The following is a 25,464-nucleotide window of genomic DNA, read 5'->3' as shown; positions in this document are numbered from 1 at the left end:
CAGTGTCGATAAGCTGCGATGGAATGCAGAGCGTTTTGTTGTAGGCATTCGCCTGTTTGTTGTCTTGAACAAGCATAGAACACGATTGCCAGTTTTACTGCCTGAAGCGCCTTGCTTTGACGGCTTTTGGCCTGACGCATCCGGACGGATACAACACCGCCAGCGGAGCCAACCCGAATATTACGTAGTATTTTTACTACATTTTGGTGCCAAAATTCAATTTTCAGGACAAAATTACGCCGGCCTACGGACTATTTCGGTTACTTACGCAAGAATGGCGCCTTTTTCGTCTTCAAACAAGCATGTTCAGACCAATGTCGTAGGATTCCTACCGGACGCGACCGGGTTGATCACGCCCGTTTTATTTAGACCTGAAAATGCTTTTGGATTTATGTATACTCGCCTGCCCGTTTTTTAACCAGCGGAGCGGTGGCGGATTCCACCCTCCTGAATTTGGCGCACAACCAAAGAGGGCGATTTATGAACTCCATCGTCACGTTCCCGAACCGCATACCTGCTGTCGAGTTCGAAGAGCGGCGCTTCAAGGTCTATACGGACCGCCAACTCGACAAGATCGACGTTATCCAGAGTCTCCCTGAAGAGACGCTGTTCGAAATGAAGGTGGTAGCCAGCGTGCTGCCCTTCCGGGTCAACGAATACGTGATCAACGAGCTGATCAACTGGGACAAGGTACCCAACGACCCCATCTATCAACTGGTGTTTCCCCAGAAAGGCATGCTGAAGGATGAGCATTACGAGCGCATGGCAAAAATGCACCGGGAAGGCGCCGACAAGAAAGACATTCAGGCAGTGGCGAAGGAAATTCGCGACGAGCTGAACCCGCATCCCGCTGGCCAGATGGAAATGAACATGCCGGAGCTGAACGGCGAGGTTCTGGACGGCGTGCAGCACAAGTACCGGGAGACCGTGTTGTTCTTCCCGGCCCAGGGCCAGACCTGCCACTCCTACTGCACCTTCTGCTTCCGCTGGGCACAGTTTGTGGGTGACAAGGACCTGAAGATGGCCAGCACCGAAGCTGAAAAGCTTCACGGTTACCTGCAGGAGCATACCGAAGTCAGCGACCTGCTGGTCACCGGCGGCGACCCCATGGTGATGAAGACCAAGCACCTGGTCCAGTATCTGGAGCCGCTGCTACAGCCGGAGTTTGACCACATCCAGACCATCCGAATCGGCACCAAGGCCCTCACCTTCTGGCCGTATCGCTTCGTGACCGACAAGGACGCAGACGAGCTGATCGACCTGTTTGCCCGCCTGGTCGATGCGGGCAAGCACGTAGCCATCATGGCTCACTACAACCACTGGCAGGAAATCACCACCGATATCGCTGAAGAGGCCATTCGTCGCCTGCGTGCCACCGGTGCCGAAATCCGTGCCCAGGGCCCGCTGATCAAGCATGTTAACGACAACGCCGACGATTGGGCGAAGCTGTGGAACAAGGAAGTACAGCTGGGCATCATCCCCTACTACATGTTTGTAGAGCGCGATACCGGTGCCAAGAACTACTTCGAAGTGCCCCTGGTAGAAGCATTCCACATCTACCGCGAGGCCATGAAACAGGTGTCCGGCCTGGCCCGCACCGCCCGTGGCCCGTCAATGAGCGCCGGCCCCGGCAAGGTAGAGGTACAGGGCATCACCGAGATCAACGGTGAAAAAGTCTTTGTGCTCCGGTTTATCCAGGCCCGTAACCCGGACTGGGTACAGCGCCCGTTCTTTGCCAAATACAGCGAAACAGCCACCTGGCTGCATGAACTGGAACCAGCCCTCGGGGAGGAGAAGTTCTTCTTTGAGGATGAGTTTGAAGAAATGAAGAAGGGGAATGGCTAACAGCCGCCCTTTTTACCAAACGGCCCCTGAATTGGGGCCGTTTTTTTGTGGGGTACCTGTCGGGTTTCGCCTGCGGCTCTACCCGACCTACTAGTGCATCAGGGTGTACAGCTTGCGCCGATAGGTGCGTACGTCCGGGTTATTGTTGCCCAGCTTGTCGAACAGCTCGATCAGTGTGGTTTTGGCCACCTCGTCCTTGTACTTGCTGTCTACCTGCATCAGGCGGATCAGTAGCTCCATCGCCTCGGCGTTGTTTTCCTGGAGGATGTGATGCAGCGCCAACAGGTGCAGGGCGTTGGGGTCTTTCGGGTCTTTATCAAGTGAGTCCTCCAGTTCCTTGACCGGCGGCAGTTCGGCGGAGGCCTTGAGAAACTTGATGCGGGCCGCCAGCTGCTTGGCCTGGTGCTGCATTTTCTCTTCCGGCGGCAGGCTTTCCAGTACCTGTTCCGCGGTTTCCAGATCGCCCAGCTCGGCTTTCAGCTGCGCCAGGTCGATGAGCACTTTGAGGTCTTCCGGGTTATTCCGGTTCATCTCGGTAAGCACCGCCAGGGCCGCTTCCACATCACCCTCTTCCCACAGCCGATGGGCCTTGTCGTAGGGGGCCTCTTCCTCTTCCGGTATCTCGATGTGCTTGTCGAGAATTTTACGGATCTCGCTTTCCTGTAGCGCGCCGTTAAAGCCGTCCACGGCCTGGCCGTCTTTCACCAGAATCACCGTGGGCAGGCTGCGCACACCCAGGCTGCCGGTCAGTTGTTCCTGCTCGTCGGCGTTCACTTTGGCCAGCATGAAACCGCCCCGATACTCATCTGCCAACTTTTCCAGCAACGGCATCAACTGCTTGCAGGGGGCACACCACTCCGCCCACACATCGATCAGTATTGGCGTTCTGGACGACGCTTCCATCACATCCTGCTGGAAGTTCTCCATGGTGGCTTCAAAAATGTACGGCGAGTTGCTCATGGGTGGCACCTGAAATTGGTTTTCTGGAAATAGTTTCCTGAAGTGTCGTAAACGGATTGTTGTTGGTTGTGGGGGCTGAGCGCAGAAATTCAAGGCTACCCCTTACCTTGAAATAATCGCTGGCGCCGCTACATAGGCTTTAGGCCCGGGAGCACTACTCCCCGGATCAACATTCCCGGAGGATGCTTGCAAGGTATGAACGACGACAACCGCGATGACGCTTTTGAAGCACCCGAAGAAGACCTCGCCGAATACATTGGCGAGAGTGAGAACAGCAAGAGTCTGGTACTGCCGAGACAGCAGATGCCCAGACGCATGTATGTTCTGCCAGTCTCCAATCGGCCATTCTTCCCGGCCCAGGTGCAGCCGATCGTGGTCAACCAGAACCCCTGGCAGGAAACCCTTAAGCGGGTGGGCGAAACCGACCACAAGGTGCTGGGTATCTGTTTTGTGGAAGACAGCGACCCCGAACAGGGCATTCCGGGCAGCGACGAACTGGAAACCACCGGCTGCGCGGTGCGGGTTCACCACGCCCAGGGGGAAAACGGCAAGGTTCAGTTCATTGCCCAGGGCCTGCAGCGCTTCCGCATTACCCAGTGGCTCCGCCGCCGGCCACCTTACCTGGTGGAGGTAGAATACCCGGAGGAGCCGGAAGAAGCGGCGGACGAGCTGAAAGCCTATACCCTGGCCATCATCAGCTCGATAAAAGAGCTGCTGCGCACCAACCCGCTCTACGGCGAGGAAGTGAAGCAGTACCTGTCCCGTTTCGGGCCGGACGACAGCTCGCCCCTGGCGGATTTCGGCGCCTCCATGACCAGTGCCAAGGGGACCGAACTGCAGGAAGTGCTCAACACCGTGCCCTTGCTGCGGCGCATGGAAAAAGTACTGTTGCTGATGGCGAAAGAACAGGAAGTCGCGCGCCTGCAGAGTGAAATCAGCGAGGAAGTGAACGAGAAGGTCCAGAAGCACCAGCGGGAGTTCTTCCTCAAGGAACAGCTCAAGGTCATCCAGCGCGAGCTGGGGATGGCCAAGGACGACAAGACCGCCGATGCCGAGCGTTTCCAGGAACGTATGGAAAAGCTCAATCCGCCGGAGCAGGTACAGGAGCGTTTTGACGATGAACTCCAGAAGCTCCAGGTTCTTGAACAGGGCTCGCCGGAATACGGCGTTACCCGTAACTATCTGGACTGGCTGACCCAGGTGCCCTGGGGCCTGACCTCGGAAGATCACTTCGATCTTGCCGAGGCCCGTCGCATCCTGGATCGTGACCATGACGGCCTGGAAGACGTCAAAAGCCGTATCGTCGAATTTCTTGCCGAAGGCACTTTCAAGGGCGAGGTCAGCGGCTCCATCCTGCTGCTGGTGGGCCCACCCGGCGTGGGCAAGACCTCTATCGGTCACTCCGTCGCCGACGCCCTGGGCCGCAAGTTCTACCGCTTCAGTGTCGGCGGTATGCGCGACGAGGCCGAAATCAAGGGCCATCGCCGCACCTACATTGGCGCCATGCCCGGCAAGTTCGTACAGGCACTGAAAGACTCGAAAGTATCCAACCCGGTGATCATGCTGGACGAGATCGACAAGATTGGCGCCTCTTTCCAGGGCGACCCGGCCTCCGCGCTGCTGGAAACCCTGGACCCGGAGCAGAACCGGGAATTCCTCGACCACTACCTGGATGTCCGCATGGACCTGTCCAAGGTGCTGTTCATCTGCACCGCCAACCAGCTGGACACCATTCCCCGGCCCCTGCTGGACCGCATGGACGTCATCCGCCTGTCTGGCTACATCGCCGAGGAAAAGCTGGCCATCGCCAAGCACTACCTGATGCCACGGCTGTTGAAGCGGGCCGGCCTGCTGAAAAAGCAGATGAACATCACCGACGCCGCCATCAAGCAGATCATCGAAGGCTACGCCCGGGAAGCCGGTGTGCGTGGCCTGGAAAAGCTGCTACACAAAGTCATCCGCAAAGGCATCGTGCGCTTGCTGGAAAACCCGGACCAGCCTGTGAAAGTGGGCGTATCGGACCTGCAGACCTACCTGGGCCAACCGGCATTCCGTAAGGAAAAATCCCTGAAAGGCACCGGCGTGGTCACCGGCCTGGCCTGGACTGCCATGGGTGGCGCCACCCTGAGCATTGAAGCCTCGCGCATCCACAGTACCCAGCGCGGCTTCAAGCTCACCGGGCAACTGGGCGAGGTGATGAAAGAGTCCGCCGAAATTGCCTACAGCTATGTATCCTCAAACCTCAAGCGATTCAAAGGCGACCCGACCTTCTTCGACAAGTCTTTCGTGCATCTGCACGTGCCTGAGGGCGCCACGCCGAAAGACGGTCCCAGCGCCGGCGTCACCATGGCCACCGCCCTGCTGTCCATCGCCCGTAAGGAAGCGCCCCAGCAGAATCTCGCCATGACCGGCGAACTGACCCTCACCGGCCAGGTGCTGCCCGTCGGCGGTATCCGCGAAAAAGTCATCGCGGCAAGGCGCCAGAAGATCGGTAACCTGATTCTGCCGGACGCAAATCGGGGGGATTATGAGGAATTGCCGGATTACCTGAAGGAAGGGCTGACGGTTAATTTTGCGAAGCAATACAGTGACGTTTTTCAGGTTTGTTTCGGGGATAAGCCGAAGAAGGGGGCTTCGGTGCATTGATGAGAGTTCGTCGGAGGTCGGAGTTGGGTTGTCGGATTACGGCCCTCTGGGCCTAATCCGACCTACGGGGTCTGGGTTGGAGACTACCCTGTGGCTGGGTTGTCGGATTACGGCTTCGCCTAATCCGACCTACGTGGGAGATATCGACTTGGGGAGTTGTAGGTCGGATTAGGCGAAGCCGTAATCCGACAAATTCAGGCGCCACCCCCCGCCCCGGGACCAGCCACCATACCCGAAGCTCAGGCTTTAGCCTTCCACCCATCCTCACGAAGCACCGGCCCCACATCCAGCACCGGCGACGCATCAATGTCATCAGCGTCCATCATATTGGCCACCCGCTGAAGCGACGCCAGAATCATCGTCTGCTCCCATTCTGCCAGGCTCTGGAATTTCTTGATGAAGTCCTCCTGCAGCGGCTCCGGCGCGCGGGCCAGGATGTCGACGCCCTCCTCCGTGAGATGAGCATGGACCTTGCGCTTGTCCTGGGTGCTGCGAACCCGGTAAACCAGCTTGCGAAGCTCCAACCGGTCCAGAATGGTGGTCACCGTGGCCTGACTAAGGCTCACCTTGTCGGCGATGGTACCAATGGTCACCTCGCCCAGATCCCGGATGCTGCGCATAATCAGCAATTGCGGGCCGGTCAGCCCGGCATGCTTGCTCAGGCGCTTGGAATGCAGGTCAGTTGCCCTTATTACCCGGCGCAACGCCACCAAAACCTCTTCGTAGTTGTTCAATGCATCACTCCGCTTCGTGTCTGTCAGATTCTTTATACCACTAACTATTAGAGGTCTTTGTTCCGGATATTGCAAGCAGCACTATCCACCTCCCGCCACTACCCGGCATCATGTATTGCACTGACCTGCCGGCGCTTTTACGAATTCCAGCATTTTTTCCGCCAGCCACTATGGTAAGGTCACAACCCTGTTGAATTTCCGCAAAACGGACACGGCCAGATGAATACCCGAGTACAAAACACCGTCCCGCACCGCCCTACCGGGAAGCGCCTCACATCCCTCTTCGCATCGTGTCTTTTGGCGCTGGTTTTCAGCAGCGGAACCCTGGCCCAGGATCCCGGTGAAGATCTCACCGCGGAAGACGTGCAGCAGCGAATCGACACCCTGGAAGAGCCCATGTACACGCCGTTTGTCGAGCTGTACCTGCTTGAGGAAAGCAAAGCACTGCGCAAGGAGATGATGAATACCCGGGCTGAACTGATCGAGAAGGTCGTGGACAAGGAACTGTCCGTGGCGGACAAAACCATGTCCTATGCCACCGATACCGTCACCTATTTCTTCTACCTGATTGCCGGCGCCACCTCCATTCTGGTGATGTTGGGCTGGAATTCCATTCGCGACATGCGCAACCAGCTGACCACCCTGGCCGAAAAGCGTGTGAACGAACTGGTCGTGGAGTACGAGAAGCGCCTGGAGTTCATTGAAGACCAGCTCAGGCAGAAATCCGACATCATCCAGCAAAACCAGGCTGAAATTGAGCGCACTAACGAAGTGCATTCCCTGTGGCTGAAAGCCAGCCAGGAGACCTCCCAGCAGAACAAGATTTCCGCCTACGATACCATCCTGGATCTTCGCCCGGACGACGTGGAGGCGCTAAGCTATAAAGCGGACGCAGTGCTGGAAATGCAGGAGCCGTTATGGGCCATCAGCCTCTGTCAGCGTGCGCTGAAGCTGGCACCGGAAAACGGCCATGCCCACTACCAGCTGGCCTGCGCCTATGCTGAAATTGGCCGATGGGACGATGCAGTGGCAACGCTGCAGAAGGCTATCAACATTTCCGAGGCGTACAAGGACGATGCCTCGGTAGATCCCAGCTTTGAACAGCTGCGGGATCACGACAGTTTCCGGAAGCTGGTATACCCGGAAGATGAAGAACAGTCCGACACCTGACTGCTTGACAAGGCAGCATGTGTGGTGTTTGTTTACATCCCTGAGAACATAAGAATAACCCTGAAACAGGACAGACCCAATGAGCACACCAGTCAAGAAACTCGTAACTGCTATTACAACCTCTATCGCCGTCATGGGCGCTGGCCACGCTGCCGCTGAAATCAAGATCGGCATCGCAGGGCCAATGACCGGCCCCGTAGCACAGTATGGTGACATGCAATTCTCCGGTGCCCGCATGGCGATCGAACAGATCAACGCCAATGGCGGTGTCATGGGAGAGAAACTCGTCGCAGTTGAACAGGACGACGTTTGTGATCCCAAGCAGGCCGTAACCGTTGCCAACAACATGGTCAACGAAGGCGTGCGCTTCGTGGTCGGGCACCTGTGCTCCAGCTCAACCCAGCCGGCTTCCGACATCTATGAGGACGAAGGCATCCTGATGGTCACGCCAGCCTCCACCAGCCCGGACATTACCGAGCGTGGCTATGAGTTGGTATTCCGCACCATCGGCCTCGATAGCATGCAGGGCCCGGTTGCCGCCAATTACCTGATCAGCCAGAAGCCGGAACGTGTCGCCATTGTTCACGACAAGCAGCAGTACGGTGAAGGCATTGCCACCGCAGTACGCGACACCCTCGAGGAAGGCGGTGTCGAAATAGCGATGTTTGAGGGCATTACCGCCGGTGCCAAGGACTTCTCGTCACTGGTTACCAAACTCAGACAGGCTGACGTGGACTACGTCTATTATGGCGGTTACCACCCGGAACTTGGCTTGATCCTGCGCCAGGCACAACAGGCTGACCTGGACGCCATTTTCATGGGCCCGGAAGGCGTTGGTAACAAAGACATCAATACCATCGCCGGCGAAGCAGCGGAAGGCCTGCTGGTCACGCTGCCCCCGAGCTTCAACGAGAAAGCCGAAAACCAGGAACTCGTTCAGGCCTTTGAAGAGAAAGGTGAAGACCCGTCCGGTCCTTTCGTGCTCACGTCCTACGCTGCCGTGCAGTTGATTGCCGACGGTATTGAAGCTGCCGAATCAACCGACCCGTTCGAGGTAGCCGAAGCCCTGCGCGAAGGCACATTCCAGACGCCGATCGGTGCCGTTGAGTACGACAGCAAAGGCGATATGAAATCGTTTGAGTTTGTTGTCTTCGAATGGCATTCAGATGGCAGCAAAACTCCGGTAAACTAAGCCGAAATCGTTAACAAACGGTAATCATGAGAACACCTTCTCACCGCGATCCGGGAGAAGGTGTTTTTCTAGGCTCCTGTTGATCCTGCAGTCAGAGCGCCCGGCACACCGGGGTCATGCCTGAAGGCAGTGAAGGGGGCAGGCTATCGGAGTCCCACACAGATGCAAGATCTCCTTTATTTTATTCAGCAGCTCATTAACGGGCTGACGATCGGGAGCACCTACGCCCTGATCGCCATCGGTTACACGATGGTTTACGGCATCATCGGCATGATCAACTTTGCCCATGGTGAGATTTACATGATCGGGGCCTACACCGCCCTCATCACCATTACCGGCCTTACGGCACTGGGCATCGTCTGGCTGCCGCTGATTCTGATCGTGGCGCTGATCTGCGCGATGATTGTGTCCAGCTCCATGGGCTGGGCAGTGGAACGGGTCGCCTACCGGCCAGTGCGCGGGAAACACCGGCTGATCCCGTTGATCTCGGCAATCGGCATGTCCATCTTCCTGCAGAACTACGTCCACCTTGCCCAGGGGTCACGCAACATCGGTTTTCCTGCGCTGATTGAAGGCGGCTTCCGCTTCGGGGCCGAGGACTCGTTCCAGACGTCGATTACCTACATGCAGATCACCATTTTCGCGACCACCCTGGTGTGCATGACAATTCTCTCCCTGTTTATTTCCCGCTCCCGCATTGGCCGCGCCTGCCGTGCCGTCTCCCAGGATCTTGGCATGGCCAACCTGCTGGGTATCGACACCAACCGGATCATATCGGCCACGTTTGTGATCGGCGCTGCGCTGGCAGCGGTCGCAGGCCTCCTGCTGGGGATGTACTACGGCTCCATTGACCCGCTGTTCGGGTTTATCGCGGGGCTCAAAGCGTTTACGGCCGCTGTGCTTGGCGGCATCGGAAGCATTCCCGGTGCCATGCTGGGTGGCCTCATACTCGGGGTTGCCGAGAGCATGACCTCCGGTTACCTCAGTGGAGAATACAAGGACGTCGTGTCCTTCGGACTGCTGATCCTGATCCTGTTGTTCAAACCCACCGGCCTGCTTGGCAAACCGGAGGTTGAAAAGATCTGATGGCTGCTCATAACCTGAAACACGCGCTCTTCTGCGCCATTGTCACCCTGGTGATTTCTTATCCCATTCTGGGCTTCAACCTTGTGAGCGAGGGCATAGACGTCACTCTCGAGGGCGCCAAAACCTCCACTGTGCTCGGCGTATTGCTGGCTGCGGTTATCGTTTTCCTGTTCCAGCTGTTCCGCGACAACATAATGGGATCCTTGCGCCAGTTGCCTGCGGTAAACCCGCTTGCCAACCGCAAACCGATGGAACAAAGCAAACGGCTGAAACTGGAATCCATCCTGCTCACGTTGATGATCATAGGGGCACTCATCTGGCCCTTTATAGCCTCTCGTGGTGCGGTAGACCTGGCAACCCTGGTGCTGATCTACATCATGCTGGCCCTGGGACTGAATGTGGTGGTGGGCCTGGCTGGCCTGCTGGATCTGGGCTATGTGGCCTTCTACGCCGTGGGCGCCTATACCTTCGCCCTGCTGTCCCAGTACTACGGCATCTCCTTCTGGTTCGCCCTGCCCATCGGTGCTTTGCTTGCAGCGCTTTTCGGGCTGGTACTCGGCTTTCCGGTGCTGCGGTTGCGGGGGGACTACCTGGCGATCGTGACACTGGGTTTCGGCGAGATCATCCGCATCCTGCTGAACAACATGACCAGCCTGACCGGAGGTCCCAACGGTATCGGCGGCATTCCCGACCCGACGCTGTTCGGGATGGAATTCGGTCGCCGGGTCAAGGAAGAAGGCAACACCTCTTTCCATGAGACCTTCGGCATTGCCTACAGCGGTGAGCACAAGGTGATCTTCCTGTACCTGATTGCTCTGGTGTTGGCCGTGATAACGGCGATTGCCATCCGGCGCCTGATGCGCATGCCGGTGGGTCGTGCCTGGGAAGCCTTGCGGGAAGATGAAATTGCCGCCAAATCCCTGGGCCTCAGCCGCACCGCCGTAAAGTTGTCTGCATTCACGATTGGCGCCTTCTTTGCGGGATTTGCCGGCACTGTCTTTGCCTCCAAGCAGGGTTTTATCAGCCCCGAGTCGTTCGTATTCCTGGAGTCGGCCATTATCCTGGCCATTGTGGTGCTCGGTGGCATGGGCTCCCAGATGGGGGTCATCCTTGCGGCGATCGCGGTCACCATCCTGCCGGAACTGGCAAGGGAGTTCTCCGAGTACCGGATGGCGATATTCGGTGCCGCCATGGTGTTGATGATGGTCTGGCGCCCCCAGGGCCTGATGCCCATGCGACGCATCCACATCGAACTGAAACGGCAGGAGTGACGGATAATGCTTGAAGTACAGAATCTGTCGATGCGCTTCGGCGGTCTCCTGGCGGTGGACCAGGTGTCGCTGGACGTACAGGAACATGAAATCGTGGCGATTATTGGTCCCAACGGGGCCGGTAAAACCACCGTCTTTAACTGCATGAGCGGTTTTTACAAGCCCACCGGCGGCAAGATCGTGTTTGAAGGAGGCGAGATTCAGGGCAAACCGGATTACAAGATTTCCCGCCTTGGCCTGGTGCGAACCTTCCAGCACGTGCGCCTGTTCAGCCGCATGACGGTGGTGGAGAACCTGCTGGTCGCCCAGCACCGTCACCTCAACACCAATCTGCTCTCAGGTATTCTCAAAACACCGAACTACCGTGAAAAGGAGCAGAAGTCCCTGGACCGTGCGGCATACTGGCTGGACAGGGTTGGCCTGACAGAGATGGCCAACCGGGACGCCGGCAACCTCGCCTACGGGCAACAGCGACGGCTGGAAATTGCCCGCTGCATGGTGACCGAGCCCAAACTGCTGATGCTGGATGAACCGGCTGCCGGCCTTAACCCGGCCGAAACCAAGGATCTCAATCAGCTGATCATCAGCCTGAAGGAAGACTACAACGTTTCCGTGGTGCTGATTGAACACGACATGAGCCTGGTGATGGATATTTCCGACCGCATCAACGTGATAAACCAGGGCCGGCCCCTGGCCAGCGGCACACCGGATGAGATTCGCCGGAACGACGATGTAATCAAAGCCTATCTGGGTGAGGCCTGAGGAAAAACCATGCTTGTACTAGAAGACGTCCATACCCATTACGGCAAGATCGAGGCGCTTCATGGCGTCTCTGTTGAAGTAAAGAAAGGTGAGATTGTGTCCCTGATCGGCGCCAACGGTGCCGGCAAAACCACGCTGCTGATGACTGTCTGTGGCAATCCCCAGGCCACTTCCGGCCGGGTGACTTTTCAGGGGCGCGACATCACCCGGGACATGACCTCCAATATCATGCGCTCGGGCATTGCGATTGTGCCTGAAGGCAGGCGCGTGTTTTCCGGCCTGACGGTCGAAGAGAACCTCCATATGGGCGGTTTCTTCAACACCAAATCGGAAATACGCAAAAGCCAGGAACACGTCTACGAGCTGTTTCCGCGCCTGAAAGAGCGGGAGTTCCAGCGAGCCGGCACCATGTCCGGCGGTGAGCAGCAGATGCTGGCCATCGGACGGGCGCTGATGAGCAAGCCCAACATGATCATCCTGGACGAACCTTCTCTGGGGCTTGCACCGCTGGTGATCAAACAGATCTTCGAGATCATCGGCAAGCTGCGCGAGGAAGGTATTACTGTGTTCCTGGTGGAGCAGAACGCCCATCAGGCGCTGAACCTGGCAGACCGGGGTTACGTACTGGAAACCGGACGCATCCGCTTGCATGACACAGGGAAGAACCTGCTGGCCAACCCGGATGTTCAGAATGCCTACCTGGGTGGTTAATCAGGAAAGGTCTGCAAGCCAAATCAATGACTCAGCGGGTTTGTAATTTGCCTTCCTGATATATGAACTATACTCAGAGTCAACGGTCGACCTGTCTCCACGGGAAATCAATCAGGGCCGTTAGCGCGCCGGCTTCCCGGGCCCTTCTCAGGCGGAGGTGGCGCGTTTGCGACGACAGCTAAATTAAACAAGGAGTTAATAATGAAAAAACTGATCGCAGGTGCACTGCTTATGGGTGCCTCTACTCTCGCTTTCGCCCAGCCCGGCTGTGGCGTTGGCGCCATGATCTGGAAAGGACAGTCCGGCATCGCGCCCCACGTACTGGCAGCAACCACCAACGGTACGTTTGGCAACCAGACCTTTGGTATGACCACCGGCACCCTCGGTTGTCAGACCAACCAGTCTGTCCAGTCCATGGCCATGTACATGGAGAGCAATATCGACAAGGTAGCCCGTGACATGTCCCGCGGCTCTGGTGAAAACCTGGACACCCTCGCAGTGCTGCTGGGTGTAGACGAAGCGGATCGCGACTCTTTCCGCAAGGCCCTCCAGGACAACTTTGCCACCATCTTCCCGTCCTCTGACACCACGTCTGGTGAAGCGGTAGATGCGATCGTAGCCCTGCTGGAAAAGGATGAGGCGCTGAGCAAGTATGTAGCAGCCTGATCTCACGGCCCGAAAAAGGATCTCGCGCGCCAGGGACGGCGCAACGGAGTCCGGCCTATCCACCCAACGTTCAACCCGGAATTGACTGACCATCCATGCGCGCTTCGCTTCGGTTTGCGCTGGCCTTCGTCTGGCTGGCATCAGGTTTCAATGCACTCGCCACCCCGCTTCCCGACACCGGAAACCTCCATCAACACCCCGCCTGGCTGACACTGGTGCACTACCAGCCCGACCGCTTCGGTGATGGTTATACCGGCCAGGCAGACGATGATGATTTTTTCCTCAGTGCCAACGGCAAAACCTCACCAAAGGCGGAACTTGACGCTACCCTGGAAGCCATCACCCGGCCTGGCGGCGGAGACAATCACGCGCGCTGCCGCTTCCCCGCGCGTGACCGTTGGTTGAGGGAACAACTGGACCTGCCACAGCAACCGGTTGATTGCCCCGCTTTCGACCAGTGGACCGAAGAACTTAATACCGAAACCGTGACACTGGTGTTTGCAGCCTCGTATCTGAACAGTCCGTCATCGATGTTCGGCCATACCTTCCTGCGTCTTGACCCGCCCCAGGAAGACGAGGAAACCAACCTGATCCTCGCCAACACCATTTCCTACGCTGCCGATGCTGCCGCCCACGACAGCGAGATCCTGTTCGCCTACAAGGGCATCTTTGGCGGCTACCCGGGCATCACCTCCATCCAGCCCTATTACGAAAAGATCCGCCTGTATTCCGACATCGAGCATCGGGACCTGTGGGAATATCAGCTCAACCTGACCCAGCCGGAAGTGGACATGATGCTGGCCCACACCTGGGAAATCCGTGACCGCAACTTCGACTACTACTTCTTTGATGAAAACTGTGCCTACCGGCTGCTGGCGCTGATCGACGTGGCTCGCCCCGGCACCGACCTGCTGGACGAAGTCGGCACCCATGCCATTCCCTCAGACACCGTGCGCTGGGTGGTGGACAGGGGGCTGGTGGAAGACGTCTATTACCGCCCTTCCGCTGCAACCAGCGTCAGCCACCGCATCGACTCGCTGCCCGACGAACACCAGACGCTGGCCGCCGCCATCGCTAACGGTTATGTAGAGGCAGACGCCCCTGAGGTAAACGCATTAAACGATGAGGAGCGGGCCCGGGTGCTCGACACCACCTACGACTATGTCCGTTACCAGAGTGAGGCAGACGGCTGGCCCCGGGAGCATGCCGCCCCCCTGTCCCACGACCTGCTGAAGGAACGCAGCCAGATTCGCGGTGTAGCCGCACAGAACGGCGCGCCAGAGCCTGCCCTACGTGACGACCAGGGCCACGACACCTTCCGCGCCAGCCTCAGTGGCGGGCGAATAGGCGACCGTAACTTTACAGAAGTGACATTGCGCCCGGCCTATCACGATGTACTGGACCCACCGGCGGGCTACCGTGGCGGCGCCCAGCTCCAGTTCCTGCGCCTTGATGCACGCTTATACACCGACAATGACGAATTGCAGATCGAAAAACTGACCGGGGTGGAGATCCGCTCTCTCTCGCCCCGCAACCAGTTCTTCTCGCCACTGTCCTGGCAGGTCGGCTTCGGTGGCCGCCGCACAGACACCGAAACCAACCGCGTATTCGCGCCTTACCTCGAAGGTGGCGCAGGCGGCAGCTGGCAGCTGGCCACCGGTACCCAGGCCTTCGCCATTGCCACCGCCGACCTTGAAATCGACGACGACCTGCGCCGGGGCTACGACGCTGCCCCCGGTGCCGACCTGGGCATACTCCACCAGAACAACCGGTTCAGCCTGCTGGGCGGCGTAAAAACCAAAGCCTGGATCGTCAGTAGCCAACACCGCCAGGACCAGGTCTACCTTGAGGGCAACTGGCACTTCGGGCGGGCGTTCAGCCTGTTCGGGAAATTCAGCCGTGAAGACCACTACGACAGGTACCGCAGCACATGGCAACTCGGACTCCACGCGTACTTTTGAGAGCTCTGAAAACACTGGCCGGCATAGCTGCCGCATTCATTCTGCTGCTGCAGACCGGCTGCAGCAGCGTATTCTTCTATCCCGATAAGGTCACCTACGTCACCCCGGACCGCCTGAACCTGGAATACGAAGATGTATTCCTGAACACCCCGGACGGCGAAACCCTCCATGGCTGGTGGCTGCCCGCGACATCCGAACCCAGGGGTACCGTCTACTTCCTCCACGGCAACGCCCAGAACATCAGCAGCCACATAATGAACGTCGCCTGGCTGCCTGAGAGGCGCTACAACGTGTTTCTGATCGACTACCGGGGGTATGGGCGCTCCACCGGCGCTCCGGACATAGAGGGCACCCTGCACGATGCCGAGACTGGTCTTCGGTGGCTGGTTGAGCAGCCGGAGGTGAAGAACCAGCCCCTTTTCCTGCTGGGCCAGAGCCTCGGTGGCGCACTGGGAACCGCGCTGGCCAGCGAGTGGGTAAAACGGGACCAACAGCCGCCATTGGACGGCGTAATCCTTGACGGCACCTTCAACGGTTTCCGTGCCATTGCCCGGGAAAAACTGGGCGAATTCTGGCTCACCTGGCCACTGCAGGTTCCCCTGAGCCTGACCATTACTGACGAGTACGAACCCTATGAGCGAATCGGGGATATCAGCCCGGTTCCGGTGATGGTGATTCACAGTGTGCGGGACGGGATTATTCCGTTTCACCATGGTGAGCAGATGTATGAGGCAGCGGAAGAGCCCAAGAGGTTTTTAAGGACGGATACGGGGCATGGGTCGACGTTTATGATTCCGGGGTATAAGGAGGAGGTACTGGGGTTTATGGGGCGGCCATAAAAAACCCGCCAGACTCGGTGATCGAGTGGCGGGTTTTTTTGTCGGATTACGCCTTCGGCTAATCCGACCTACGGGTTGTGGGTCCCGTCAGGTTCAGCTTACAGCGCGGAGAGGTCCGTGGGCTGTTCGCCTTCCTTTACTTCTTTCATGGACAGTTTTACGCGTCCACGGTTGTCCACGTCCAGTACCTTGACCAGAACTTCCTGGCCTTCGCTGAGTTCGTCGGTGACGTTCTCGATGCGACGCTCGGAGATCTGGGAAATGTGTACCAGACCATCCTTGCCGGGCAGGATATTGACGAAGGCACCGAAGTCCACGATGCGCTCAACGCGGCCGCTGTAGATGGCACCCACTTCGATTTCCGCGGTGATTTCCATCACCCGCTTCATCGCAGCATTGGCTGCCTCCTGGTTGTCGGCGTAGATCTTCACGTTGCCGTCATCATCCAGATCGATGGAAGCACCGGTCTCGTCACAGATAGAACGGATCACAGAACCGCCCTTACCGATGACGTCGCGGATCTTCTCCGGGTTGATCTTGATGGTGGTAATGCTCGGCGCGCGGCTTGAAAGCTCTTTGCGCGGTGCAGAGATCACCTTCGCCATTTCACCCAGGATGTGCATACGGGCGGCATTGGCCTGGTCGAGAGCAATTTCCATGATCTCGTCGGTGATGCCCTGAATCTTGATGTCCATCTGCAGCGCAGTGATGCCTTCAGAAGTACCTGCCACCTTGAAGTCCATATCGCCGAGGTGATCCTCGTCACCCAGGATGTCGGTCAGAACCGCGAACTTGTCGCCTTCCTTGACCAGACCCATGGCAATACCGGCAACCGGAGCCTTGATCGGTACACCCGCATCCATCAGCGCCAGACTGGAACCACAGACAGACGCCATGGAGCTGGAACCGTTGGACTCGGTGATCTCGGAAACCGCACGGATGGTGTACGGGAATTCTTCCATGGAAGGCATGACCGCAGCCACACCACGCTTCGCGAGACGGCCGTGGCCGACTTCACGACGACCCGGCGTACCCACACGGCCGGCTTCACCGACGGAGTACGGAGGGAAGTTGTAGTGGAACAGGAACGGATCCTTACGCTCACCTTCCAGGGCATCGATGATCTGCATGTCACGAGCGGTACCCAGCGTGGTGGTCACGATAGCCTGGGTTTCACCACGGGTGAACAGGGCGGAACCATGGGTGCTGGGCAGAATGCCAACTTCCACTTCAATCGGGCGAACCGTCTTGTTGTCACGGCCGTCAATGCGCGGCTTGCCTTCGATAACCTGCTGACGAACGATGGTTTTCTCGACCTTGCCGAAGTACTTCTTGACGTCATCCGCGGAAGGCTGGCCTTCTTCTTCGCCCGCCAGCTTCTCAACCAGTGCAGACTTGATTTCGCTCAGACGGGCGTAACGCTCCATCTTGTCGCGGATACTGTAGGCTTCCTCGATGGCCGCAGCGGCTTCGGCGTTAACGGCATTGAGAAGATCCGTGTTCTCAGGCTCCGGCTGCCAGTCCCAACGGGGCTTGCCAACTTCAGCAGCAAGCTCCTTGATGGCGGTAATCGCTGTCTGCATTTCCTGATGGCCATACAGCACCGCACCCAGCATCTGGTCTTCGATCAGGCCCTTGGCTTCGGATTCAACCATCAGAACCGCGTCCTCGGTACCGGCAACCACCATGTCCAGCAGGGAGGTTTCCAGCTCTTCGAATGTGGGGTTCAGGAAATAGCCTCGCTCGTTGGTGTAGCCAACGCGGGATGCACCAATCGGACCGTCAAACGGGATACCGGAGATGGACAAAGCTGCGGAGGCCGCCAGCATGGCTGCGATATCCGGATCCTGGTTCTTGCTGGAGGACATCACCGTGGTGATCACCTGGGTTTCGTTCATGAACCCTTTGGGGAACAGCGGACGAATCGGACGGTCGATCAGGCGGGATGTCAGGGTTTCTTTCTCGGACGGACGGCCTTCGCGCTTGAAGAAGCCACCCGGGATTTTACCCACGGCGTAGGTCTTTTCGAAATAGTTAACGGTCAGCGGGAAGAACGGCTGGCCGGGCTTGGCCTCTTTGGCCGCAACCACAGTACCCAGTACCGAAATGTCATCAACGGTAACCAGCACAGAGCCAGTCGCCTGACGAGCAATACGGCCGGTTTCGATGGTGACGGTCTTGCCGCCCAGTTCAAACGTTTTCTTTACGGGTTTAAGATCCACTGTAACTCCTGAATTCATCTTTTCAAATTGACTCAGACAGCCCGCCCATGCGAACTATCCGTTATAACTGCACCAAGGCCTGAATCGATGAACTGAAGAGCAACCCGTCTGAAAGCTAACAGGCTGTTGCAAAACCCCGGGGCCAGAATCACGTTCTTCGAGACCGGGCTTTTCAACAACCTGCTATCAATTTCAACTTTCCAATACGACAGGGAGTTTCTTCAGGTTTCACTGACAGACACGATGCAGGGGAGAAGCACAACCGGCGAGGCAAACGCCCCGCCGGCCGTTAAGTACAACCGGACTAGCGACGCAGGTTCAGGCGCTGGATCAGCTCCAGGTAGCGGTCTGCGTTCTTGCGCTTCAGGTAATCCAGCAGCTTGCGGCGCTGGTTAACCATCCGGATCAGACCGCGGCGGGAATGGTGATCCTGCTTGTTGGTCTTGAAGTGATCCTGCAGCTTGTTGATGTTGTGGCTCAACAGTGCAACCTGAACTTCAGGAGAACCGGTATCGCCATCACCCTGCTGAAAATCCTTAACGATCTGTGCTTTCTCGTTGGCAGAAAGTGCCATAACTCACCTCTATTGTCGCGATGCTATCGAATTCGGCCGAACCACGCATCTCTACAGCCCGGCTAATCAGCCACAACCATTGTAAAACGGTTGTCAGCCACTCTTCACCAGACGACGAGGCACCAGTTTGGTGACCTCCCCTTCCGGGAATCCTTCCGCCAGCCCGACAAAGCGCCCGTTGCCATAGAGGCGAACGTACCCTTCGGCTGGCTGACCAGACATTCTAACTGGTTGTCCGTTCAATATCGATACCAGTGCGCTGCCTTCCAGTTCCTGTTCCGGGAACATGGACAGCGCAGCATCCGGGGCCACCAGCAGGCCATCCAGACTCTCGCCCTGTTCACGCATGGATTCCAGGGCAGGTACCTCAACAGCATCCGCCAGCGTGAAGCCTGAAGCCATGGTGCGGCGCAGCGCCGTCACATGGGCGCCACAACCCAATGCCTCGCCGATATCTTCCACCAGCGAACGGATATAGGTGCCCTTGGTGCAACTGACTGCAATGTCGATCTCGGTCTCACGCACTTCCAGCAGTTTCAGTTCGTAGATGGTGACCGGGCGGGACGGGCGCTCCACTTCGATACCTTCGCGGGCGTATTCATACAGGGGGCGGCCCTTGTGCTTGAGCGCGGAGTACATGGAGGGAATCTGCTGGATTTCACCCCGGAACTGGTCGAGGACCGGCTCCAGGGTTTCAGCATCCAGCCCGGCTGGCACCGGCTTTTCAGCCACCACCGCACCTTCACTGTCACCGGTTTCGGTACGGACACCCAAACGCGCCGTAGCAATGTAGGCCTTATCGCTGTCCAGCATCATCTGGGAAAACTTGGTGGCCTCACCAAAACACAGCGGCAACACGCCGGTGGCCAGCGGATCAAGGGCGCCGGTATGGCCGGCCTTGGCCGCACCGAACAGACGCTTCACCTGCTGCAGTATGCCGTTGGACGTAATATCCATCGGCTTGTCGATCACCAGGATGCCGTTTACATCACGACCTTTGCGGCGTCGACTCAAGAGTCCGACTCCGGATCATCACGGTCAACCGCTGGCTTGTCGCCAACCGCTTCGCGAATCAGGTTGTCCATGTGGCGGCTGTGCCCGAGCAGCGAGTCGAAGTGAAAACGCAGCTGGGGCGTTACCCGCAACTTCATGGCACGGCCAATCTGGCCACGCAGGAAGCCGGCTGCCTTGTTCAGTACCGCCAGGGACTCCCGTACCTCAGGAGATTCCTCAGTCAGTTCCTCGGTGGTGAGCAGGGATACATAGATATCCGCGTAGCCCAGGTCACGGCTGACCTTGACGGCATTGACCGTGACCATACCCACCCGCGGGTCTTTGACTTCCCGCTGGATGAGCTGGGCCAGCTCACGCTGCATCTGATCGCCGATGCGATCAATTCGGCTGAACTCTCTTGGCATCAGGCCCCCGTAGACTCAAGCTTACGCTCGACCCGGACGCGATCGAACACCTCGATCTGGTCACCGACTTTCACGTCATAACCTTTAACGCCGATACCACACTCCATGCCGTTCCGGACTTCCGGTACGTCATCCTTGAAGCGACGCAGGGATTCCAGTTCGCCCTCAAAGATCACCACGTTGTCACGCAGAACGCGGATCGGCTTGTTACGGTACACCGTACCCTCAATCACCATGCAACCGGCCACCTGGCCAAACTTCGGTGAACGGAACACGTCCCGCACATCGGCAATACCCACGATATCTTCGCGGAACTCTGGCGCCAGCATACCGGTCAGGGCTGCCTTCACATCATCGATCAGGTTGTAGATGATGCTGTAGTAACGCAGATCCAGGCCTTCCTGCTCCACCAGTCGCTTCGCGGCTGTATCGGCACGGACGTTAAAGCCGAAGATAACCGCATTGGTGGCCATGGCCAGGCTCACATCCGTCTCGGCAATACCGCCAACGCCTGAGGACACGATCTTGACCTGGACTTCTTCGTTGCCCAGATCCTTGAGCGACTTGGTAATAGCTTCCAGTGAACCACGAACATCGGTCTTGAGAACCACGTTGAGGGTCTTGACCTCGTCCTTGCCCATGTTCTCGAACAGGTTCTCGAGTTTGGCGGCCTGCTGCCTGTGCAGACGCTGCTCCCGTTCGCGGGACTGGCGGAATTCCGCCAGTTCCTTGGCTTTCTTCTCGTCGGCGACAGCAAAGAACTCGTCGCCAGCGTTCGGCGTGCCGTTCAGACCGAGGATTTCCACCGGAATGGAAGGCCCGGCTTCCTTGACCTGTTTACCGGCTTCATCGGTCATGGCGCGAACCTTACCGAAGAAGCCACCGGCGACAACCATCTCGCCCTGGCGCAGGGTGCCGTTCTGGACCAGTACCGTGGCCACGGAGCCACGGCCGCGTTCCAGGCTCGATTCGACGACCACACCCTTGGCCGGAGCATCCGGAGACGCTTCCAGTTCAAGAATTTCAGCCTGCAGCAACAATGCCTCAAGCAGATCGTCGATACCGGCGCCGGTGTGAGCAGATACCGGGATAAACTGGACGTCACCGCCCCAGTCTTCCGGAATCACTTCCATACCAGCCAGCTCAGTCTTGATGCGGTCAGTATCAGCCTCTTCCTTGTCCATCTTGTTCATCGCGACCACGATGGGCACACCAGCGGAACGGGCGTGCTGAACGGCTTCCTTGGTCTGTGGCATGACGCCGTCATCGGCTGCAACCACCAGGACCACGATATCGGTACACTGGGCACCACGGGCACGCATGGCTGTAAAGGCGGCGTGGCCCGGGGTATCCAGGAAGGACACCATGCCGTGGTCAGTCTCGACGTGGTAAGCGCCAATATGCTGGGTAATACCACCGGACTCGCCGGAAGCAACCTTGGTGCGACGGATGTAATCCAGCAGCGAGGTCTTACCATGGTCAACGTGACCCATCACACTGACAACCGGTGCACGCTTGGTCTTTTCCTTGCCTTCGAAGACAAATTCGCTCAGAACCTCTTCCTCAAAGGCATCCTCGCTGACCGTGTTGGGCTTGTGGCCCAGTTCCTCGGTCACCAGCACGGCGGTTTCCTGGTCGAGAGCCTGGTTGATGGTCGCCATTACTCCCATGCCCATCAGTTTCTTGATCACGTCGGCTGACTTGACGGCCATCCGCTGGGCAAGGTCACCCACGGTGATCGTCTCGGGAATATCGACTTCTCTAACCATTGGCTTGGTCGGCCTCTCGAAAGCGTGACGCTTCTCTTTAGGTTTCTTTTTCGCGCGAAGTGGCTTGCGCAGCGTGGTGTCTTCTTCCTCTTCATTGATGATCAGAGGCTCTTCCACCGGACGGCTACGAGGCCCGCGATGCCCTGCGGACTTCTTCTTGGGCTTGCCATCGTCCGGCTCGTCACCGCGCTCACGAGCTTTCTCTTTCTTTTTCTTCGGCTTGCGATCCTTGCCCTCGCCTTCTTCAGGCGGCGGGATCGGCATATCTTCCGGCGCGGGAACCGGAGACGGCTCCGGCTTGGCAGTCACTTCCGGCTGCTCTTTTTCCGCCGGTTTTTCTTCGGCAGCAGGCTTTTCTTCGGCCGCTGGCGCTTCCGCCGCTGCCTCGGATACCGGTGCTTCCGTCTTCGGCGCCTCTGCAGGTTGTACCTGCTCGGCCGCTACCGCCGGCGCTTCTTCCGGTGCTGCGGCAGCCTGCTCGGCGGCCTCTTCCTGCTTGGCAGCTTCCGGCTCCAGCTCGGCGCGCTTGATATACGTACGGCGCTTGCGAACCTCAACATTGACCGTTTTGGCACGGCCCGCTTTCAGCGTTGTTGTTGTCTTGCGCTTGAGAGTGATTTTCTTCGGTTCCGCTTCACTCTCACCGTGATTCTTTCTCAGATAGGTCAGCAACTGTTGCTTCTCATCACTGGTGACAGAGTCCTCTTCGGAGCGGGCTTTCAGGCCAGCCTCCACGATCTGTCGCAGCAAACGATCCACGGGAGCGCCTACATCTGCGGCCAGTTGTTTTACCGTTACATCAGCCATACTGGTCCTCCTCCCGATTAAGCCTGGTCTTCAAACCAGGGGGCACGTGCAGCCATAATCAACTGGCCGGCACGCTCTTCTTCCATACCTTCAATGTCGATCAGATCATCAACCGACTGCTCTGCAAGATCTTCCATGGTACGGATACCCATACCGGCCAGCTTGAACGCCAGGCCCCGGTCCATACCGTCCATTGCCAGAAGATCTTCTGCGGGTTCCGCGCCCTCAAGGGCCTCTTCACTGGCCAGCGCCTGGTTCAGCAGGGCATCCTTGGCACGACGACGCAATTCCGTGACGGTCTCTTCGTCAAAACCTTCAATAGCAAGCATCTCCTCCATAGGGATGTACGCCACTTCCTCAATGGACGTAAATCCTTCCTCGATGAGCACGCCGGCAAACTCCTCGTCCACATCCAGGTTGCTGGTGAAGTGCTCCAGCAAGGTGTTGTATTCCTGCTCCTGACGCTGACCGGCTTCTTCCTCGGTCATCACGTTCAGTGTCCAGCCTGTCAGCTCTGTCGCCAGGCGCACGTTTTGCCCGTTACGGCCGATAGCCTGGGCCAGGTTGTCCTCGGCTACAGCCACTTCCATGGTGTGACGGTCTTCGTCCATCACAATGGAAGCCACTTCTGCCGGCGCCATGGCATTGATGACCAGTTGGGCGGGGTTGTCGTCCCAGAGCACGATATCAACGCGCTCGCCACCCAGCTCATTGGAAACGGCCTGAACACGCGAACCCCGCATGCCGACACAGGCACCCACCGGGTCAATCCGGCGATCGTTGGTTTTCACCGCAATCTTGGCGCGTGAGCCGGGATCCCGGGCAGCGCCACGGATCTCGATCAGCTCCTCGGCGATTTCCGGAACCTCGATACGGAACAGCTCGATCAGCATCTGCGGATCCGTACGGCTCAAGATCAGTTGCGGGCCGCGGTGATCCGTGCGGATTTCCTGCAGCAGCGAACGAACCCGGTCACCCATGCGGAATGTCTCGCGCGCGATCAGGTGTTCACGGGGAAGCAGGGCTTCGGCATTGGCACCCAGATCCACGATGACGTTGTCCCGTGTCACTTTCTTTACGGTACCGGAAACCAGTTCGCCCACACGGTCACGATAGCTGTCGACAATCTTGGTGCGCTCGGCTTCCCGAACTTTCTGGAAGATAATCTGTTTGGCTGCCTGGGCGCCGATACGTCCGAAAGCAACAGACTCCACTTTCTCTTCGTGGATGTCGCCCGGCCGGAGGTTCTCATCAATTTCCTCCGCTTCCTGCATGGTCAGCTCGGTGCCAAGTGCAGGAACGGCGTCGTTGTCGACCACCAGCCAGCGGCGGAAAGTTTCGTATTCGCCGGTGCGGCGATCGATGGAAACACGAATGTCGGCTTCCTCGTCGTCGTAACGCTTTTTGGCAGCGGTGGCGAGTGCCAGCTCGATTGCTTCAAAGATCACATCCTTCTCGACACCTTTCTCGTTCGAGACGGATTCGACCACCAGCAAGATCTCTTTACTCATTGGAATGCCCTGCCCTTAAAATAAACTTTTCGTCCACTGACTTATTCAAATACCGGAACGATGTTGGCTTTCTCTATGCTATCGAATGGCAGCAGGTACTCGTGATCATCAACCACCACGACAACGTCCTCGCCCTCAACACCTTTTATCAGGCCCTGAAACTTGCGACGCCCCTCAAATGCCATCCGTAATTTGATCTGGACCTGATGGCCGGCGAATGCCTCATACTGCTCCAGTCGGAACAACGGCCGATCCATGCCCGGAGACGAGACCTCCAGGGTATATTCGGTCTGGATGGGGTCTTCCACATCCATTACGCCGCTCGCCTGGCGGCTGACCTTTTCACAGTCTTCTATGCCAATGCCGTTCTCGACATCGTCAATAAATATTCTTAACAGGGAATGGTGTCCCTGGGAGCGGAATTCAATGCCCCAGAATTCGTAGCCCAGGCCTTCCACAATGGGCCTGAGTATTTCTTCCAGCTGCTTCAACTTTGCTGACAAGGCTATTCGGTCTCCGTTACTCGTTTTTTCGACCCCAAAAACAAAAAAAGGGCTGTTGATCAGCCCTTTTTATGCACCAGGGCCTGATGCGCCAGGCCCCTTAATCAAAAAGCCCCTGAAAAATGGGGCTCTTTGTTGCAAGAACTCGCAGAGGATAACCACAAACCTAATACCTCCCCTGCTGACAGACACCTGGCCTGCCTGGAACAGGCAGGGCAAAATGTGCCCGTAGCCCGCTCCAATATCCGCCGGAGTATAGAGACGCCGGCTTTACTGGTCAAGGACTGACCAAAAAAAACGGCCTGGTAATTCCAAGCCGTTTTTCTTCTATATGGTGCCCAGGGCCGGACTCGAACCGGCACGGCTTTCGCCACTACCCCCTCAAGATAGCGTGTCTACCAGTTCCACCACCTGGGCAATCACTTACTCGAGCTCGGGGAGTTCATTTTCATCCCCGCGCCCGGCTTCGCCTTCATCTGCTGCTTCACCTTCAGCCTGCCCGGCGTCAGAGCGGGATTCCTGCACCACAGGAATGCCTGCTTCGCCTGCCACTTCGGCACGCTGCTTGGCGAATACAGCCAGCGAAAAACTTGTTACAAAAAAGACGATGGCCAGCAAGGTCGTTGCGCGAACCAGAAAGCTGCTGCTGCCCTCGCTACCAAATACCGTCTGCGAGGCGCCGCCACCGAATGCGGCGCCAGCGTTGGCACCCTTACCCTGCTGGAGCAGCACCAAAGACACCAGTGCCACCGCGATGACCACGTGGAGAACAACAACCAGTGTTTCGACCCAATCCATAATGTCTCTCTAATGACCT

The 25,464-nt window shown here is 57.8% G+C and carries 21 protein-coding genes and 1 tRNA gene; 11 read left to right on the top strand and 11 right to left on the bottom strand.

What is annotated here, in order from left to right:
* The first annotated feature begins 480 nt into the window (after positions 1-480).
* Positions 481-1,845 (top strand): KamA family radical SAM protein, encoded by a 1,365-nt coding sequence (locus tag QPL94_RS06150; RefSeq protein WP_285356226.1) that lies wholly within the window; start codon positions 481-483, stop codon positions 1,843-1,845.
* A gap of 90 nt (positions 1,846-1,935) precedes the next feature.
* Here QPL94_RS06150 and QPL94_RS06145 read toward each other — a convergent pair whose 3' ends face one another.
* A complete protein-coding gene (locus tag QPL94_RS06145; protein WP_137435778.1) occupies positions 1,936-2,805 on the bottom strand; it encodes a tetratricopeptide repeat protein in 870 nt (289 codons plus the stop codon).
* Positions 2,806-3,000: 195 nt separating this feature from the next.
* Between QPL94_RS06145 and lon the strand changes: the two genes are divergently transcribed.
* Positions 3,001-5,451, top strand: coding sequence for an endopeptidase La (gene lon / locus QPL94_RS06140; protein ID WP_285356225.1), 2,451 nt, complete (start codon positions 3,001-3,003; stop codon positions 5,449-5,451).
* 239 nt (positions 5,452-5,690) lie between these two features.
* On the opposite strand, the gene QPL94_RS06135 is transcribed toward lon, so the two are convergent.
* The gene (locus tag QPL94_RS06135; RefSeq protein ID WP_285356222.1) at positions 5,691-6,185 is read right to left on the bottom strand and encodes a MarR family winged helix-turn-helix transcriptional regulator; all 495 of its coding nucleotides are present in this window, start codon (positions 6,183-6,185) and stop codon (positions 5,691-5,693) included.
* 219 nt (positions 6,186-6,404) lie between these two features.
* Here QPL94_RS06135 and QPL94_RS06130 point away from each other — a divergent pair, with 219 nt between their 5' ends.
* From QPL94_RS06130 to QPL94_RS06090, 9 genes are all read left to right on the top strand, one after another.
* A complete protein-coding gene (locus QPL94_RS06130) occupies positions 6,405-7,355 on the top strand; it encodes a tetratricopeptide repeat protein (protein ID WP_285356221.1) in 951 nt (316 codons plus the stop codon).
* 79 nt (positions 7,356-7,434) lie between these two features.
* Positions 7,435-8,547, top strand: coding sequence for a branched-chain amino acid ABC transporter substrate-binding protein (locus tag QPL94_RS06125; RefSeq protein WP_285356220.1), 1,113 nt, complete (start codon positions 7,435-7,437; stop codon positions 8,545-8,547).
* A 162-nt stretch (positions 8,548-8,709) separates the two neighbouring features.
* Positions 8,710-9,633: a high-affinity branched-chain amino acid ABC transporter permease LivH gene (gene livH, locus QPL94_RS06120; RefSeq protein ID WP_137435788.1), complete on the top strand. Its 924-nt coding sequence runs from the start codon at positions 8,710-8,712 to the stop codon at positions 9,631-9,633.
* The gene (locus QPL94_RS06115) at positions 9,633-10,904 is read left to right on the top strand and encodes a high-affinity branched-chain amino acid ABC transporter permease LivM (protein WP_285356217.1); all 1,272 of its coding nucleotides are present in this window, start codon (positions 9,633-9,635) and stop codon (positions 10,902-10,904) included. Before livH ends, QPL94_RS06115 begins: the two co-directional genes overlap by 1 nt.
* 6 nt (positions 10,905-10,910) lie before the next feature.
* Complete coding sequence (gene livG / locus QPL94_RS06110; RefSeq protein WP_285356216.1) at positions 10,911-11,666, top strand: high-affinity branched-chain amino acid ABC transporter ATP-binding protein LivG; 756 nt, start codon at positions 10,911-10,913, stop codon at positions 11,664-11,666.
* A gap of 9 nt (positions 11,667-11,675) precedes the next feature.
* The gene (locus QPL94_RS06105; protein WP_285356215.1) at positions 11,676-12,377 is read left to right on the top strand and encodes an ABC transporter ATP-binding protein; all 702 of its coding nucleotides are present in this window, start codon (positions 11,676-11,678) and stop codon (positions 12,375-12,377) included.
* A gap of 201 nt (positions 12,378-12,578) precedes the next feature.
* Positions 12,579-13,043: a DUF3015 domain-containing protein gene (locus QPL94_RS06100; protein WP_285356213.1), complete on the top strand. Its 465-nt coding sequence runs from the start codon at positions 12,579-12,581 to the stop codon at positions 13,041-13,043.
* A 95-nt stretch (positions 13,044-13,138) separates the two neighbouring features.
* Positions 13,139-15,004, top strand: a complete 1,866-nt coding sequence (locus QPL94_RS06095) for an Lnb N-terminal periplasmic domain-containing protein (RefSeq protein WP_285356212.1) — start codon at positions 13,139-13,141, stop codon at positions 15,002-15,004.
* Positions 14,974-15,843 (top strand): alpha/beta hydrolase, encoded by an 870-nt coding sequence (locus QPL94_RS06090; protein ID WP_285356211.1) that lies wholly within the window; start codon positions 14,974-14,976, stop codon positions 15,841-15,843. Before QPL94_RS06095 ends, QPL94_RS06090 begins: the two co-directional genes overlap by 31 nt.
* A 98-nt stretch (positions 15,844-15,941) precedes the next feature.
* Here QPL94_RS06090 and pnp read toward each other — a convergent pair whose 3' ends face one another.
* The 9 genes from pnp to secG all read right to left on the bottom strand — a co-directional run bounded on the left by pnp (position 15,942) and on the right by secG (position 25,445).
* Positions 15,942-18,065, bottom strand: a complete 2,124-nt coding sequence (gene pnp / locus QPL94_RS06085; RefSeq protein ID WP_137435801.1) for a polyribonucleotide nucleotidyltransferase — start codon at positions 18,063-18,065, stop codon at positions 15,942-15,944.
* Between the two features lie 304 nt (positions 18,066-18,369).
* Positions 18,370-18,639, bottom strand: coding sequence for a 30S ribosomal protein S15 (rpsO, locus tag QPL94_RS06080; protein ID WP_137435803.1), 270 nt, complete (start codon positions 18,637-18,639; stop codon positions 18,370-18,372).
* A 93-nt stretch (positions 18,640-18,732) separates the two neighbouring features.
* Entirely contained in the window at positions 18,733-19,653 is a 921-nt protein-coding gene (gene truB, locus QPL94_RS06075) for a tRNA pseudouridine(55) synthase TruB (protein ID WP_285356210.1), read from the bottom strand.
* Complete coding sequence (rbfA, locus tag QPL94_RS06070; RefSeq protein ID WP_285356209.1) at positions 19,650-20,057, bottom strand: 30S ribosome-binding factor RbfA; 408 nt, start codon at positions 20,055-20,057, stop codon at positions 19,650-19,652. The genes truB and rbfA overlap by 4 nt, the downstream gene beginning before the upstream one ends.
* Positions 20,057-22,633 carry a translation initiation factor IF-2 gene (gene infB, locus QPL94_RS06065; protein WP_285356208.1) on the bottom strand — a complete coding sequence of 859 codons (2,577 nt, stop codon included), beginning with the start codon at positions 22,631-22,633 and terminating at the stop codon, positions 20,057-20,059. The genes rbfA and infB overlap by 1 nt, the downstream gene beginning before the upstream one ends.
* A gap of 17 nt (positions 22,634-22,650) precedes the next feature.
* On the bottom strand, positions 22,651-24,144 hold the full coding sequence (nusA, locus tag QPL94_RS06060; RefSeq protein WP_285356207.1) for a transcription termination factor NusA: 1,494 nt from the start codon (positions 24,142-24,144) through the stop codon (positions 22,651-22,653).
* A 41-nt stretch (positions 24,145-24,185) separates the two neighbouring features.
* The gene (rimP, locus tag QPL94_RS06055) at positions 24,186-24,647 is read right to left on the bottom strand and encodes a ribosome maturation factor RimP (protein ID WP_137435813.1); all 462 of its coding nucleotides are present in this window, start codon (positions 24,645-24,647) and stop codon (positions 24,186-24,188) included.
* Positions 24,648-24,979: 332 nt separating this feature from the next.
* Positions 24,980-25,064, bottom strand: a tRNA-Leu gene (locus tag QPL94_RS06050).
* A 6-nt stretch (positions 25,065-25,070) separates the two neighbouring features.
* Positions 25,071-25,445 (bottom strand): preprotein translocase subunit SecG, encoded by a 375-nt coding sequence (gene secG / locus QPL94_RS06045; RefSeq protein ID WP_285356206.1) that lies wholly within the window; start codon positions 25,443-25,445, stop codon positions 25,071-25,073.
* Positions 25,446-25,464 lie beyond the last annotated feature (19 nt).

Origin of the sequence: Marinobacter sp. SS13-12, from assembly GCF_030227115.1 — a bacterium.
Lineage (GTDB): Bacteria > Pseudomonadota > Gammaproteobacteria > Pseudomonadales > Oleiphilaceae > Marinobacter.
The sequence above is the reverse complement of the archived record's forward strand: the minus strand, read 5'-3'. Positions and strand labels throughout refer to the sequence as shown.